This window comes from Wolbachia endosymbiont of Mansonella perstans (assembly GCF_020278605.1).
Taxonomy (GTDB): domain Bacteria; phylum Pseudomonadota; class Alphaproteobacteria; order Rickettsiales; family Anaplasmataceae; genus Wolbachia.
Map to the genome: position 1 here is coordinate 1,395 of NZ_JACZHU010000015.1, position 14,331 is coordinate 15,725.

The 14,331-nt window shown below is 34.8% G+C and carries 16 protein-coding genes and 1 pseudogene; 8 read left to right on the forward strand and 9 right to left on the reverse strand.

The features are described 5' to 3' along the window. Positions 1-995: Clp protease N-terminal domain-containing protein (locus IHO13_RS01495; protein WP_225537963.1), on the reverse strand; the 995-nt coding region annotated here is incomplete at its 3' end. A gap of 475 nt (positions 996-1,470) precedes the next feature. Between IHO13_RS01495 and IHO13_RS01500 the strand changes: the two genes are divergently transcribed. The 4 genes from IHO13_RS01500 (at position 1,471) to virB9 (ending at position 4,239) form a co-directional block, all read left to right on the forward strand. Then, positions 1,471-1,899 carry a hypothetical protein gene (locus IHO13_RS01500; RefSeq protein WP_225537950.1) on the forward strand — a complete coding sequence of 143 codons (429 nt, stop codon included), beginning with the start codon at positions 1,471-1,473 and terminating at the stop codon, positions 1,897-1,899. Further along, positions 1,871-2,146: an ankyrin repeat domain-containing protein gene (locus IHO13_RS01505; RefSeq protein ID WP_225537951.1), complete on the forward strand. Its 276-nt coding sequence runs from the start codon at positions 1,871-1,873 to the stop codon at positions 2,144-2,146. The genes IHO13_RS01500 and IHO13_RS01505 overlap by 29 nt, the downstream gene beginning before the upstream one ends. Positions 2,147-2,515: 369 nt before the next feature. Beyond that, complete coding sequence (locus IHO13_RS01510; protein ID WP_225537952.1) at positions 2,516-2,722, forward strand: hypothetical protein; 207 nt, start codon at positions 2,516-2,518, stop codon at positions 2,720-2,722. A 731-nt stretch (positions 2,723-3,453) separates the two neighbouring features. Then, the gene (gene virB9, locus IHO13_RS01515) at positions 3,454-4,239 is read left to right on the forward strand and encodes a P-type conjugative transfer protein VirB9 (protein ID WP_225537953.1); all 786 of its coding nucleotides are present in this window, start codon (positions 3,454-3,456) and stop codon (positions 4,237-4,239) included. Between the two features lie 86 nt (positions 4,240-4,325). Here the strand turns inward: virB9 and IHO13_RS01520 are convergent, their stop codons facing one another. Further along, positions 4,326-4,709 (reverse strand): TraR/DksA family transcriptional regulator, encoded by a 384-nt coding sequence (locus IHO13_RS01520; protein ID WP_225537954.1) that lies wholly within the window; start codon positions 4,707-4,709, stop codon positions 4,326-4,328. Positions 4,710-4,811: 102 nt separating this feature from the next. Between IHO13_RS01520 and IHO13_RS01525 the strand changes: the two genes are divergently transcribed. Beyond that, on the forward strand, positions 4,812-5,459 hold the full coding sequence (locus IHO13_RS01525) for a heme exporter protein CcmB (protein ID WP_225537955.1): 648 nt from the start codon (positions 4,812-4,814) through the stop codon (positions 5,457-5,459). Positions 5,460-5,471: 12 nt separating this feature from the next. Here IHO13_RS01525 and IHO13_RS01530 read toward each other — a convergent pair whose 3' ends face one another. From IHO13_RS01530 to IHO13_RS01540, 3 genes and pseudogenes are all read right to left on the reverse strand, one after another. Then, complete coding sequence (locus IHO13_RS01530; RefSeq protein WP_225537964.1) at positions 5,472-6,080, reverse strand: RlmE family RNA methyltransferase; 609 nt, start codon at positions 6,078-6,080, stop codon at positions 5,472-5,474. 56 nt (positions 6,081-6,136) lie between these two features. Continuing rightward, positions 6,137-6,718: pseudogene (locus IHO13_RS01535) on the reverse strand (DUF2497 domain-containing protein). Between the two features lie 19 nt (positions 6,719-6,737). After that, positions 6,738-7,973 (reverse strand): TolC family protein, encoded by a 1,236-nt coding sequence (locus tag IHO13_RS01540; protein WP_225537956.1) that lies wholly within the window; start codon positions 7,971-7,973, stop codon positions 6,738-6,740. A 132-nt stretch (positions 7,974-8,105) separates the two neighbouring features. On the opposite strand from IHO13_RS01540, the gene rplM reads away from it, so the two are divergent. The 3 genes from rplM (at position 8,106) to IHO13_RS01555 (ending at position 9,475) form a co-directional block, all read left to right on the forward strand. Beyond that, entirely contained in the window at positions 8,106-8,564 is a 459-nt protein-coding gene (gene rplM, locus IHO13_RS01545; RefSeq protein WP_225537965.1) for a 50S ribosomal protein L13, read from the forward strand. A gap of 10 nt (positions 8,565-8,574) precedes the next feature. Continuing rightward, positions 8,575-9,021 carry a 30S ribosomal protein S9 gene (gene rpsI / locus IHO13_RS01550; protein ID WP_225537957.1) on the forward strand — a complete coding sequence of 149 codons (447 nt, stop codon included), beginning with the start codon at positions 8,575-8,577 and terminating at the stop codon, positions 9,019-9,021. Positions 9,022-9,163: 142 nt separating this feature from the next. Continuing rightward, positions 9,164-9,475 (forward strand): HU family DNA-binding protein, encoded by a 312-nt coding sequence (locus IHO13_RS01555; protein ID WP_225537958.1) that lies wholly within the window; start codon positions 9,164-9,166, stop codon positions 9,473-9,475. On the opposite strand, the gene IHO13_RS01560 is transcribed toward IHO13_RS01555, so the two are convergent. The 4 genes from IHO13_RS01560 to secD form a co-directional block, all read right to left on the reverse strand. Beyond that, on the reverse strand, positions 9,468-10,175 hold the full coding sequence (locus IHO13_RS01560; protein ID WP_225537959.1) for a pyridoxine 5'-phosphate synthase: 708 nt from the start codon (positions 10,173-10,175) through the stop codon (positions 9,468-9,470). The genes IHO13_RS01555 and IHO13_RS01560 overlap by 8 nt on opposite strands. A gap of 614 nt (positions 10,176-10,789) precedes the next feature. Beyond that, entirely contained in the window at positions 10,790-11,392 is a 603-nt protein-coding gene (pyrE, locus tag IHO13_RS01565; RefSeq protein WP_225537960.1) for an orotate phosphoribosyltransferase, read from the reverse strand. A 6-nt stretch (positions 11,393-11,398) separates the two neighbouring features. Beyond that, positions 11,399-12,583: a dicarboxylate/amino acid:cation symporter gene (locus IHO13_RS01570; RefSeq protein WP_225537961.1), complete on the reverse strand. Its 1,185-nt coding sequence runs from the start codon at positions 12,581-12,583 to the stop codon at positions 11,399-11,401. 59 nt (positions 12,584-12,642) lie between these two features. Continuing rightward, positions 12,643-14,157 (reverse strand): protein translocase subunit SecD, encoded by a 1,515-nt coding sequence (gene secD, locus IHO13_RS01575; protein WP_225537962.1) that lies wholly within the window; start codon positions 14,155-14,157, stop codon positions 12,643-12,645. Between the last annotated feature and the right edge of the window lie 174 nt (positions 14,158-14,331).

Sequence of the window (14,331 nt, forward strand, 5' to 3'; positions counted from 1 at the left end):
GCGAGTGCAGGATCTTTTTCTATATGCTCGCGATATTCATTCAAAGTTGTGGCTCCTATACAGCGAATTTCTCCACGTGCAAGAGCAGGCTTTAGTAGATTTGAAGCATCCATTGCACCACTTGTTGCTCCAGCTCCAACCAAAGTGTGTAATTCATCGATGAATAATATAATTTTTCCCTCTGCTTTTGAAATCTCATTAATAACCGCCTTTAGCCTTTCCTCAAACTCCCCTCTGAATTTTGTTCCGGCAATCAACGCACCAAGATCCAGGGCTAAAACTTTTGCACCATGCAAACCAAGCGGCACGTCGTTTGCAACAATTCTATTTGCAAGTCCCTCAACTATTGCAGTCTTTCCAACACCAGGTTCACCTATCAGAACAGGATTATTCTTTGTTCGCCTCAGTGATACCTGCATAGTTCTTCTTATCTCCTCATCACGACCAATTACAGGGTCAAGCTTTCCTTGTATGGCAAGCCCTGTAATATCTTTTGTATATTTCTTTGCTGCATTTATTTTTTCCTCGCTATTTGGCGAGTCCGCATTGTTGCCCTTTCTCATTTCTGCAATAACTGAGCTTAACTTTTGTGGAGTCACACCATCTTCCATTAAAATTCTACCCACAGTACTATCTTTCTGTGCAGTGAGACCCTGTAGTAAACGCTCAACGGTAACAAATGAGTCTTTACTTCTCCTTGTAATACCAATTGAGTCTTCAAAAACTTTTGCTACTTCTCTTGAAAGTTGGAGGCTACTACTTCCCGGACCTTCAATTACTGGAAGCTTTTTTATTGCACCGTCCACAGCATCGGAAATATTCTGAATATTTCCACCACAAGCGCCTATCAAATCCTGGACTAAACCTGGTTCATCTTCGAGCATCACCTTTAGTAAATGCTCAGGCATGAAAACCTGATGCCCAGCTCCCAACGCTTTCATTTGGGCACTTTGAATTAGGTTTTTTGCTTTTTCGGTAAATTTACTTAAGTCCATAATATAAGTTTAACTCGTATTTTTCGATATATATAGCAACTGCTTTCTTAATTTCAAGCTAAGGAGTCGTTTATTGCCAAACAAAAATTCATGTTAGAGGTAGTGATATAAATAATTCTGGAGGTTATGCCCATCGATCGCTTCAGCTATACTAGCCTATTTTCACTAAATTTACATACAAACCAATTTGTCTAACTTTATTGCAACAGTTTTATTTTTCTATTTTACAACCATATTTTTATGCAGCTTGTTCTCGCAAATAGGTACTTTTTGGGATTTTTAAAAAAGTCAATGATTAGATTTTTTATAATACCGATTTGTAGTACGTTCCTGAAACTAAAGTAATTGCTAATGTTTTATATATGTATTAAGAAACATACAAATCTTGGCTTTCTCATGAAAATGTGAAATAATCAAATCATATTATCATCTTTTAATTTAGTAAGAGATAAGTATGGGTTTAACATTGGAATAGTTGGATCAGATACTGAATGTAGTAGAGTCCAGCAACTCAAGTGATATACTTGAACAAATAAAAGTAGAATTACTAAAGCAAAATAAAGATGCATATGAACAGTGGAGGCAGGGAAACTTTAATGAAAGCTACCTATTCGAATCGTTAGCCGAGCACAATACTTGGCTTCTTATGTCTACATTATTGCATATGGCTACCGGAAATAGCCACTTAAACACAGTTAAAATACCTTGTAGACGAAAAAATGTTGATATCAATAGAGCAAGTTTCTATTTAGATAAGGCAGGTGATTGCAGTCAGCATTTTTTCTCTGAAGGAGATTATGGTAACGACAATGCTTTACATTTAGTTGCTGAAAGTGGCAACTTAGGCCTAGTTAAATATCTTGCAGGAAAAGAAAATGTTGAGATCAATAAAAGCAAATCATAAAGGTGAAACCGCTTCACATTTACCTGTTCTCGCAGGCAACTTAAACATAGTTGAATGCTTTGTAGAGAAAGGGGCTAATATTGATATACCAAATAATGACGGCTACACTGCTTCACATTTACCTGTTTTCAAAGGTAACTTAGAGATGGTTAAATGCCTTGTAGGCAAAAAAAATGTTGATATCAATAAAGCAAATCATGAAGATAATACCGCTTTATATTTAGCTGTTCTCAAGTTTCTAGATTAAATGTACCAAAGTTTTTAATAGCGCATGAAATTAAATTACAGGGTTCTAATGTAAAAAAACACACTAAGTAGAAGATCATGAAGAAATGTCAGAATATTGGAACGAATCTCTAGATGAAGTGATAAGGATGGCAGAAGAAAATGAGCCACTATATGACTTTTTAAAAGAAAGTGACACAATTAGCATATGAGAAGAAAATGATAATGTACACAGTAAGTTTAATGATGAAGAGAATTTAGGAAGGCAATACCCAGAGTATTTTCATATGTTAATTAATAAAGCTAATAAAGTGAAAAAAAAGAAATTTTCCTACATAATAATAAATGATTAATTCGTACTTTATTGTCACATTATGAACGCGACATTAAAATGATTAAGTTTGATGGTATAAAAGAATTTTTTAAAGCGCACGAAAATGACCTTAGAGTGGAACTAGGAAGAGTAATACCTCTGAATAATTTTATAGATTTTGGAGACGTTAATAAAGAGATGTGCCAATTGGTTAGGGGTATATACATTAGTAAATGGTGTAGAAAAAGGCATTATAAAGCTAAATTGGGAATCTGCAGAAATTGAAATTTTGTCACAGTCAGGGCCATCTGCTAAGCGCTCCCGTTTAGAGGAGTGATTTTAGGAACAATAGCTAGCAAGCTTCGAAAAGGATTAAGCCCTTTTTGCCTTCAAGTTAAGTATAGAGAAATTATTCATTCAAGCAATATATTGCCTCGCTCTGACTATGTAAAGTATGAATTCTTACGATGAATTACAAAATGCTGTATTTGTCGTTTTACATGGTTATACCAAGTCTCATTGGTAATGGAGCAAATGGAAAAGAGCTCTTTTTCTCTATAATTAGGGAGTTAAGCGAATTTATAAGATGTCCCATTTGTTTTCCCAATAACAAATGTTAGTATTAACATACCTTCCGAAGAATTTATCTTGGCATCTATGAATTTTCCTACCAACCAGCTTATAGTTTAACTATCTTTCTTCTAATATTATCTTTACATAAATATTTAATAGATTGCGAGATGAGTGAAAAAGTTTATATTTTATGCTGCTGCTAACCGTCGCTAGAGTATAGTCAAGCTTGCCATAGCAAGGAGGTGGCTATGATGTAAATGTAATACCAATCTCCATTACAGAGAAAGCAGATGGACAATGACGAGGAAAAAGCTCATACTGAAGCAAGTAGAATAGCGGGATAAAGTGGCATATCTGTTTTCTGTGTAGTGGAAATTAGTGTTAACAGTTGCAGCTTATGTCTCCCAGTGGTAAAGTAATGTTCTTTATACAATTTTAATATTATGATTAGCTTATTGTTTTTTCTGCTGTTGTTTTTTTGTGGTGGTGATGCATTTGCAAAACAGGAACCACGTCCAATAGCTGCAGGCAGTCACATAAAAGTCATCAATTATAATCCACAGGCTATACATAAGTACACTGGTTTTTATGGTTACCAGTCGAGTATATTATTTGAACCAGGGGAAGTAATACAAAACCTTTCAATGGGTGATCCAACTGGTTGGCAGCTCGTTCCTCAAGGTAACAGGTTATTTATCAAGCCTATAGATGACATCGCTGACACTAACGCAACTGTAATTACTAACAAAAGAGTTTATTACTTTGAACTTCATGCTGAGGAAGCAACTGGATTGGATGATCCAAGATTAGCATATGAAGTAAGGTTTCTTTATCCACTATTCAATAGTGATGAAATTTACACAACCAACAACGGTTATATTCTCGAGCAAGCTAACTCTAACACTATTCCTGACATAAGTGATATTGAGGTTGTAAAGAAAGGCTTAAATTTTAATTATTCCATCTCACATGTAAAAGGTAGTGAGTCAATAATACCAACTAAAGTCTTTGATGATGGGAAATTCACATATCTGCAATTTAATAAGACAAGTTCTGACTTTCCAGCAGTCTTTATGGTTAACTCTGCAGGATATGAATCTCTAGTAAATTTCCATACAGTTGATGATTATCTTATAATTGAAAAAGTGGGCTCGGTGTTTACCTTAAGGAACGGATCAAGTACAGTCTGCTTGTTCAATGGAAGCATGCCTTTTAAAAAGGGTAAATAGCTGTTAAAGACTATAGTGCTTCAGGTACAGCACTTTTATCTATTTAGCATACATTGATTCAAACGGTTGTCGTACCAACATTTCCATTAATCTTCAGTGTTGTACACGTTCTTTTCTTTTTCTAATCTCTCCTGCTCTTCAATACAATATATTGCAAGTGGATTGGCTTTAAGTCTTTCGACTCCTATTTCTTCCCCTGTTCCTTCGCAATAACCGTAGGTGCCTAATTTTATTTTTTCTAATGCCTCCTTAATTTTTTCCTTTTTGTCTTTTCTTCGCTGGATTAGTTTTTCGCTTCCACTGTCTTTATCAGAATAATATGTACTATCCTCTAGTTCTTGCTTCTCCAGCTCAGCAAGCATCAATTGCAACTTTGAACTGAAATGCTCTAACTGCTTTACGCTCATATATTCTTCGTCTTCTGAAGGAGTGTAATTTTCTGGTAGTTTTGTTTTTGGTAACTCTTCCATAACTGTACAACTAGATAATAAAACCTGTATAATTTGCGAGCAAGAAATTATACTACCTACAAGTAAACGCCATAATTTATAATAAACATTTAAAGTCCTGGTATGATTGGTTTAATAAAAAAATTAGCAGTACATGATAAGAACTTTACCTATGTAATATCTGTTTTTATTATAATGTTAAGCCTATCTTTGTTCACACTTGAAAATAACAGTGAACAAGAAGTCATGTTAACATTAACATGGATATGTGCTACATTTGTTTTACAAATCTCTACAAATAACTTATTTGCTTCTGATTATTATGACGGAATATTAGAGCAAATTTTTATACAGCCATTTTCTTCTAAGCTTATAATTACCTGTAAAATTTTTGCTCACTGGTTATTGTTTGGGTTACCGATTTCAGTGATTTCTTCCATATTCAGCTTTGTAGTTCTTGGTAATAATATTGAATACTCAATAGCAGTAGGCTTATCTTTATTGCTCAGCACATTGATAGTAATCAATATTTCAGCTGTTGGAAATGCATTAATGATTGGTCGAAACAACTTAGCATCAGGAATATCACAAATTCTTGTTTTGCCAATTATAATGCCGGTTTTTATATACTTTAAATTATTAGTTCAGCTTGAAGACTTATCCTTGAATATTCTTACATTACTTGTTACTGCTTTAACTTTTGCCATTCTGATAATCAATAGCATTATAGCGGCTCATATAGCATTAAAATCCGCTATAGAACAGGATTAGAAGGCTTTACCATTATTTGAGATCTTTACCACAGGTAAAGTCTAAGCCTACTAAATACATTTCTGCAGATTCAGATCTACTTGACTTTGGTTTGAAGTATTTTACTGTTTTAAATGTTTTTTTTAATTCATTGTAAAAATCTTTATCGGACTCTCCTTGAAAAATTTTTACTACGAACTTGCCACCATAGCTTAGGAAATGCCTTGCAAAGCTCAATGCTGCTTCGCATAAAAGCATGATTCTAATATGATCCAACGATTTTAAACCACAAGATTCTGGGGCCATGTCAGATAAAACTACATCAAATTTTTGGTCTTTAAATTTGTTCCTTAAAATTTCAAGCTCATTTATAATATCACATTGCATATATTCTACTCCAGCAATTGTATTTACTGGCTTTATGTCAATGGCAACTACATTCACTCCTTTCTGAGATGCAACTTGTGACCATCCACCTGGAGAAGCACCAAGATCAATGATTTTTTGCTCTTTTCGGAATAATTTGAATTTATTATCTATCTCTATCAACTTGTACGCCGAGCGCGATCTGTAGCCGTTCTTATTGGTTTTTTGTACGTACTTGTCATTTAAATGACGATGAAGCCACCTGGTTGAAGATATTTTTCTGCCTTTGGCTGTTTTTACTCTAGTTTTTATTTGTTAATACCCTACAAGAATCACTTATTATTGATTATGTCTTTTAGCTCTTTTTCAACTACTTCTTTCACTAGTATATGAAGATACTTATTTAGCCATTTCGACAACTGAGATTTTAAAAGAGATGTGACTAATTCTTCAACAGTAAGACTTACTCTTTTTTGTTGCTTGTGCTGTAGTTCACTTTGCATTCTTTCAAGTAACTCTTTAATCTCTTCCATATTCTCTTTTAAGGTTAGGTGATCATTATTTTGCGTTTGTAAACTACTGTTATCCACTTTTTTATTGCTCATTTGAGTATTATGCTGCAAGTGAACATCTTCTTTTTCCTCTAAATCGTGGCCATGACTATTAAATTTGGTGTTATAGAAAACCATTTTCTTATCCTAACCGTTGTTGTTGATGTCTTTTTTTTCATTATCCTCCTCTTTACTATCTTCTTCTGGATCTTCCAAGTATTCTTCTTCAGGATACAGCACATCATCATCTTCTTTTTCCTTGTCTATTTCCACTTCATCATCACTTGCATTTTGCCAGATATGGCTTTTTTTTATGTCTTCTAGGATATCTTTTACAGATTGATTGCTTTGTCTATCACTCATAACGCTAATACCATTAAATTTAGAGATCTGTACTATTTATCATAAAAAGCAAATTATAAACACTAATTACATAATTGCTTTTTGCTTCAACCAAGTCCGAACGTGCTTTGAATAGCGCATCTTCGGTATCCAAAAGTTCAGTTGTGCTTTTCAAATTTAAGTTAACCTCTTGCTCAACTCCTTCCAACGCTAGAGCTGCTGCTTTTTCTGCCTCTTGACTTGCTTTAATAACAGCCTTTGCTGTCAGAACGTTGTTCCAAGCATTCACAACCTCTTTTTCTATATTTTTCACTGTTTCATAATAATCATAAGTGGACTTTTTTGCATCCATTTTAGCTTTGCTGATACCAAAAGCATTGGTTCCTCTTTTAAAAATTGGAATATCGAGAGTGAAAACAATATTGACGTTATCTAGAAGCGTGTCAAGGCTAAAGCCTTCTTTAAAGCTTTTGCTTGTACTGAGATTCAAAGAGGGCAACCACTTAGAAGTTTCAGCAATCACTTCCATTTTAGCTGCTCTTTTTTGATAAATCGCTGCCTTTAGAGATAGATTGTTGGTTTTTGCTAATTGTAAGCACTCATTTAGCTTGGGAACGGAAGGTAACTTATCATTAGCTTCTGAGAGTTCATCAGGATCTTCACCAATTAAGTGAAAGTAAGAAATGTTTGCCAATTTTAATTTACCTTCAGCATCAACTCTTTCTGACACTGAAGATGAAAATTTTGCTTTTGCTAATGAAACTTCAGCGTTGGTAACCTCTCCAAGAGAAAGGCGTTTTTTCATTGCTGACAAGTGCTCCAAAGAAACTCGTTCTTTGTGCTCTCTCAATTTTAATATTTCTGTCCTGAGTAGAACATCAACGTATACTTTCACGGCGTTGAGCGCAATCTCTTGTTTTAACTGTTGAAACCGCATCTTTTCTGCTCTGAGAAACTGACTTGATCGGCTGAATGTGGCAAAAGTACCACCACCGTCTATTATTCTCTGATTCAATGTAAGACGTTTTCCAGGTATCCCATGTTGGCTATCATATAGATCGAAATTGCTATTAAAGTTGTATTGCAAATTAATCTCAGGTAAAAATCCAGCCAACCCGGAGGATTTTAGCTGTTTTTCTGCACTTTTGTATTGGTAGAGCTGAGATTTTAGTTTTGAACTATTTTTAATAGCCTTATTTATAACTTCTTCAAGGTCGATTGCGTAACAATTTGTAGCACTAAAAATGGTTGCAAGTGTAATAATCAACCGAAACATTCTGCTCCTATATACATTGGTTGCACACAGCTAAGTTACTAGCACAAATTGCTTTAATAATCAATAACTAATGCCGTTGACACTATTTGGGAGTTAAGTGTATCATAGCTTACTATTGTATAATTTTAGATGATGAAAACTTTTTTCTTAAAAGAAAAGCAAATCGATAAAAAGTGGTTTGTCATAGATGCAGAAGGGTTAGTAGTAGGAAGACTTGCAGCATTTGTAGCAACGCTATTGTGTGGAAAACATAAACCTGAGTATACACCTCATATGGATTGTGGTGATAATGTAATTATCGTTAACGCAGAAAAGGTGCATTTTACTGGAAAGAAACTTAAGGAGAAAATTTACTATAAGCATACAGGTTACCCTGGTGGTTTGAAAAAAACTACTCCAGATAATATTTTAAATGGTAAGTTTCCTGAGCGTGTAATAGAAATGGCAATAAAAAGAATGCTTAATGACGGCCCTATGGCACGCAAACGTTTTGGAAATTTATATGTTTATTCTGGTCCAGAGCATAAGCATCAAGGGCAGCAACCTGAAAAGATAGATTTTGCTTCTTTAAATCGCAAAAATAAAAAATAATGGAGTAAAAATGGAAAATTCTGTAACAAATCAATCAGAAAAAATAACTAAACCAGTAATTGATTCGCTAGGTCGTTTATATTCTACAGGCCGAAGGAAGGAATCTGCAGCGAGAGTATGGATAAAGCCAGGGAGCGGGAAGTTTATTGTTAATCAGAAAGACAAACTACTGGGTTACTTTAAAAGGGAATCAGTGTGTCAGATGATAAAAATGCCGCTTATTGTAACATCTATGCTCGATAAATATGACGTATTTGCTGCAGTGAAGGGTGGTGGGCTGTCTGGTCAAGCAGGTGCCTTAGCTCATGGAATAAGCAGGGCTTTAAGTAAAATAAGCCAAGACTTATATTCTATACTGCGTAAGGGGGGATACTTAACACGAAATTCGTGTGTTAAGGAGCGTAAAAAATATGGTCAACGTGGAGCTCGAGCGAAATATCAATTTTCTAAAAGATAATCATTTTTTTGTGCTTTTTGTTAAACGTTATGTAAATATTAAAAAAAGTGTATGATATATTCTATTTTCGCGATAAATTTGGTTGACTATTGATATGAACGTAATATGCTGTTTGTGTGAATTTTCAATATTAAGGTAATTTATGAGTAAAAAAGATATAGTAAAGCAATTAAAAGAGGATTGTTCTTGTCAGAATATAAATATAACGAAATCTGACTTGGGCAAGATTTATGATACGTTTATAAAAATAATAAAAGATAAGCTAGATAGAGAAGATGAAATACGCCTGCATGGAGTAGGTACATTCTCTACTGCTATAAGTCGGGAGAAACAATGTCGTAATCCTCAGAGTGGTGAGATCATGACTGTCCCTAAAAAGACAAGAGTGAAATTTAAAGCAAGCAAGACTCTTTTAACTGTTTTGAATGAAAAGGAAAAAGCAGTAGTTAGCTAGAGATTATCGTTTTCATTGTTTTTACTACGCTGTGTAAGCCGTAAAATATAGCTTCGCTGATTAAAGAGTGGCCTATATTGAGAGCTGAGATGTGAGGCGTTTCTTTTATTCTTTTAGCGTGTGTATAGGTTATACCATGCCCTGCGTGGCATTCTATTCCTAATTTATTGATATATTCTGCAGCATTAGTAATTGATTGTAATTTTTCTTCTGATGGATTATCGCAGTAATCTCCTGTATGAATTTCTATTATGTCAGGCTTTCTTTCTAGCTTCTCAAGGTACTTTAGTTGATTGATATTTGGATTGATAAACAGTGAAACCTTTATATCAATGCTATTCATCCCCTCTATTATACTAGAGAGTTTACTGTACATGTTGATTATATCCAAGCCACCTTCTGTTGTTAATTCCTCTCTTTTTTCTGGTACTATATTAATCGAATAGGGTTTTACCTCTTTCGTTATTCCAAGCATTTCCTCTGTAGCTACAATTTCAAGATTTAGCTCAGTTTCAATGTTTTTTTTCAGGTTAAACACATCTTCATCTTTAATATGTCTTCTGTCTTCTCGTAAGTGTACGGTGATAAAATCTGCTCCTGCATCAATAGCTATTTCTGCTGCTTTCAATGGATCTGGGTAAGGAGTTCTGCGTGCGTTGCGAAGGGTTGCAACGTGATCGATATTAACGCCTAGTTTCATAATCCACCTCAAAGATTATTTATAAATTATACATGTTATTAGGTCTTTACACAATCATTTTTTGACTCTCCGATAACGAAAGTTAGTATAACCTTTATGTTTAGGAAACTTACCAAATAAAAAAAGGCCTAGTTAATACCTATTTAAGAACTTGGCGTTAATGCTCTATGCGCTTGACAAGTAGCTGAACTTGAGATTATAAATGCCTATAGTTTTATGATAAGGGAAATGTCAAAACTTGTCGAACATTTTTTTATGAAAAAAATGAGATTAGTTAAAATTTTAGCTAGTTAAAAAAGACAAAAGAAACTCCACAATGTGAGTTGTTTATTATTCTCTCAAAAACTTGGAGTCCGGTTTTCTCTTATACCGCTTAATAAGTAAGGTCCAGCTAATGTAGACAAAAATTTATAAAAACATGCAATACCCTTGCTGCAAAAATAAAACATAACAAGCCTTCTTTTATACCGTGCTTTTGTCGCTTAATACAAAGATTAAAGATAAATTTTAGCCTAAAACACCAATGATTATGTGGTAAGAGGACTAACGAAGTTTGTCAAGTAAATTTTGCATTAATCTATTTCTATTCTACTTGGATGACATTAAAAATAGAACTACTTTGCACAATTACTTAGATATTCCCGGCTTCCTGGCTTGGTTACAGGCAGTTTTCTCAATTCTTCAGGGAGTTCCGCTTCACTGTAGTTTTCAATGCTAAGCTCAAGCAAAGATATAACAGGAAAAGACAATTTTGCTTCACTATTCCTCTTGATTAGAGCAGCTTCAGCAACGACTTTACCCCCCTTCTCTTTTGCACATTCCACTGCTTCTAGTGAAGATTTGCCCGTGGTTATCACATCTTCAATCAGTAATGTTTTCTCACCCTTTTTGATCTCAAACCCGCGGCGTAATTCAAACTTGCTATTAACACGCTCGCAAAACATCGTCCTGATTCCAAGCTGCCTGCCAATCTCATAACCCAAGATTATTCCACCAATTGCAGGAGATAGTATTAAATCTATTGGACTACTTAGCTCTTTTCTTATCTTATTTGCTAATAGCTTGCAAACTTTCATGGCTCTACTTGGATTCTCAAAAATCTTAGCGCATTGTATATATGTATCACTATGCAGCCCTGATGAAAGGACAAAATGCCCGTGCAAAATCGCTCCAGCTTCCTCAAATTCCTTCATTATTGGATCACCTTTGTATAACATCGTTTTTTAAGTTTCACCCTTACATTCTTTATTGATTATTTGAGTTACGCAAACATCAGACCACACATTTATTGCAGTTTCACACATATCGATGATCGTGTAAATAGGCAAAATCAGTCCCATAATATGCAAAGGAACGTTCATCGATACAAGATAACTAGTTGCCATAAAATAGCATCCCATCGCCACTCCAGCGTTGCCAATTGCAGCTCCTGTAGCTAAAAAAATCCATATAAACATTTCGCTTAAGGAAAATGTGTGCCCATTCGTCTCCGCAACAAACATTACTGTAATCAAAATAAACGCAGCACATGCGTTCATATTGGTTGTTGTGCATATTGGTAAAATAAAGGACGACAACTTCTTTGGCACTTTTAGCTTATTTTGCACACAGTCTATGGTTGTCGGCAATGTTGCACTGGATGATTTAGAAAAAAACGCAAGTGTGAGCGCAGGCATAACTCCCCTCAGCGTCTGAATTGGTGATATGCCTTTATACCACATAAGTAGCGGTAAAACTAGAAATGCTTGCACGAAATTCGCAGACATTATGCAGGCAAAATACCACGAAAGACTATAGAACTCGCTGCCACCTTTTAGCTCGTGCAAAAAACACGTGATAAAGGACCACACAGCAAGCGGAATGAACTTCAGTAGCCCTTGAGCAATTTTAAGTAACACATCAAAAAGTGCAGAAAACACCTGGTGTAATATATCCTGTTTTTCTCTTGATAGTGAAATAACAGCTCCACCTATTAAAAAAGCGATCAATATGCTGCCAATAACGTTATTTTCAAGAAAGACTTGCGCAAAATTTGAAGGAATGAGTGATTTCAAGTATGAAAAGTAGTTGTAATTGCTATCACTTACGCTTTCTATCGTGTTACTTGTGAAATTTTTTCTCACTGGATCCATAAGTAAATAAAAAGATAATGCAACAAACGCAGCTGTAATGGTTGTAAGCAGCGTATAGAACAGCGTTTTCTTAAGTAAAGTTTTAATTTTAATCAAGTCTTTAAGTCCTGAAATTGTAGACACTATGGATAGAAAAACCAAAGGTAAACTGATCAATTTAAGCAAGCTAATAAATATATCACTAAATAGCTTTGCTACTTCAAATACGACTTCATTGTTTAAATAGTATGCAACTATTGCAAGCAGTATAAAAAAGAGTATCGCAAATCTATGCATTAGAAATAAAACTTAAAAATGACATTATACAACAATTTCGTTGTTTTGTAATTAGTAACTTAAAGTACCAACTTTTTCGGATCTACACATAACTCTATTAGAAGTTTTGTGACTGTGATTGCAGAGAACATCGAGCATAAAATTCCTATTGATAAAGTAACAGAGAAGCCTCTGATTGCTCCGCTGCCAACGACAAACATTATTCCTGCGGCAATTAATGTGGTAAGATTTGAATCGAGGATTGTCTTTATTGCGTTTTTAAAACCCTCTTCAATGGCACGAACTGTTCTTTTTCCTGATTTCATTTCTTCGCGAATGCGTTCGAATGTCAAAACATTTGCATCCACCGACATACCAACGGTTAGCGCAATGCCGGCAATTCCAGGTAAAGTCAGAGTTGTCTCAAGTAGGGTAAGAATTGATAGTATAGAAATTACATTAAAAAGCAGTGCAACAGAGGCTAATAAGCCTAACTTGCCGTAAATAATAATTATAAATAAAGCAACAGCTACGATAGAGGTCATCGCTGCTATTTCTCCTGCTTTTATTGACTCTTCTCCAAGACTTGGACCGATATTTTTCTCTTCTATTATTTTAAGTGGTGCTGGCAATGCGCCAGATTTTAGGAGTATTGCAAGCTCACTTGCTTGTTTTTCAGTGAAATTACCACTAATTTCTCCCTCTCCATTTAGAATTGGTTCGCGTATTGTTGGCACAGTTAGAACTGTGTTATCAAGAACAATTACAAAGGGCTTTCCCACGTTTTCTTTAGTGATTTTTGCAAATCTCTTACTTGCTATGCTGTCGAATTTAAAATGTACTGTGGATTTACCAAGCGAACCGAATCTAACTGACGCGTTAACCAGCGAATCACCACCTATTTCAGCCTTGCGGAATATTGGGTAGGAATTGCCTAAAGAATCCTTGAGCATGACGGTAGTTTCGTGGTCTAAATCCTGCATTTTAGCCACATTAGTGTTTGCCAAGTGAAAAGCTAGCTTAGCAGTTTTGCCAAGCAGAGATTTTATTTGTTCAGTGTCTTCTACTCCGGGTACTTGAACTAATATCTTGTTTTGCCCTTGTTTTTGCACGCTCACTTCTCTTGTACCAAGCTTATCCAGGCGTCTTTGGACGTTATTTATCGACTCTGAAACTACTTTGTTGATTAGAGAATTCTTATAGTGAGGCTTATATGAAACGGAAATCGAGGCATCTTTCCTATTTAGCTCTAAATTTGGGTTTATTTTATGAACTAGCGTTGAAACTTTCTTGTAGTCATCAGTATTATTCAATGTCATAATTACTTGTTTATCAATTCGTATTCTGGATTCAATGTTTTTTACTAGTAGGCTTTCTTTTATTTCATCGGCTAGCATACTCAATTTTTCTTTGAAGTAGGAATCCAAATCTACATTAAGAAGCAGAGATGACCCGCCTTTCAGGTCAAGCCCTAGGTTTATTCTCTTTTTTGAAACAAGAAGCTTATTATCAAAGAAATTCGGCAGTATTACGTATAAAGCGAGTAGGAGGATACACAATACCGAAGAAGATTTGATTATAAGCCTATTGCGCATAAGTTGTAGGTTTAAAATTGTAGTGTAAGTTAAAAATGGATTTTTGTAAAATTCTCTAAATAACCTGCTGTGTCACTCAAGTAGCTATGGAAACGAATTAAAGCAAAGTTTGCTTAACAAATTCCTCCGGTTTCCTTATCATAGTATTGAAGCTATTATTTATCTCCAGTCTAT

Coding starts and splice junctions, on each gene's coding strand:
- IHO13_RS01505 (WP_225537951.1), top strand. CDS start 1,871: ATGTTGAGATCAATAAAAGCAAATCATAAAGGTGAAACCGCTTCACAT.
- IHO13_RS01510 (WP_225537952.1), top strand. CDS start 2,516: ATGATTAAGTTTGATGGTATAAAAGAATTTTTTAAAGCGCACGAAAAT.
- virB9 (WP_225537953.1), top strand. CDS start 3,454: ATGATTAGCTTATTGTTTTTTCTGCTGTTGTTTTTTTGTGGTGGTGAT.
- IHO13_RS01520 (WP_225537954.1), bottom strand. CDS start 4,709: ATGGAAGAGTTACCAAAAACAAAACTACCAGAAAATTACACTCCTTCA.
- IHO13_RS01525 (WP_225537955.1), top strand. CDS start 4,812: ATGATTGGTTTAATAAAAAAATTAGCAGTACATGATAAGAACTTTACC.
- IHO13_RS01540 (WP_225537956.1), bottom strand. CDS start 7,973: ATGTTTCGGTTGATTATTACACTTGCAACCATTTTTAGTGCTACAAAT.
- rplM (WP_225537965.1), top strand. CDS start 8,106: ATGAAAACTTTTTTCTTAAAAGAAAAGCAAATCGATAAAAAGTGGTTT.
- rpsI (WP_225537957.1), top strand. CDS start 8,575: ATGGAAAATTCTGTAACAAATCAATCAGAAAAAATAACTAAACCAGTA.
- IHO13_RS01555 (WP_225537958.1), top strand. CDS start 9,164: ATGAGTAAAAAAGATATAGTAAAGCAATTAAAAGAGGATTGTTCTTGT.
- IHO13_RS01560 (WP_225537959.1), bottom strand. CDS start 10,175: ATGAAACTAGGCGTTAATATCGATCACGTTGCAACCCTTCGCAACGCA.
- pyrE (WP_225537960.1), bottom strand. CDS start 11,392: ATGTTATACAAAGGTGATCCAATAATGAAGGAATTTGAGGAAGCTGGA.
- IHO13_RS01570 (WP_225537961.1), bottom strand. CDS start 12,583: ATGCATAGATTTGCGATACTCTTTTTTATACTGCTTGCAATAGTTGCA.
- secD (WP_225537962.1), bottom strand. CDS start 14,157: ATGCGCAATAGGCTTATAATCAAATCTTCTTCGGTATTGTGTATCCTC.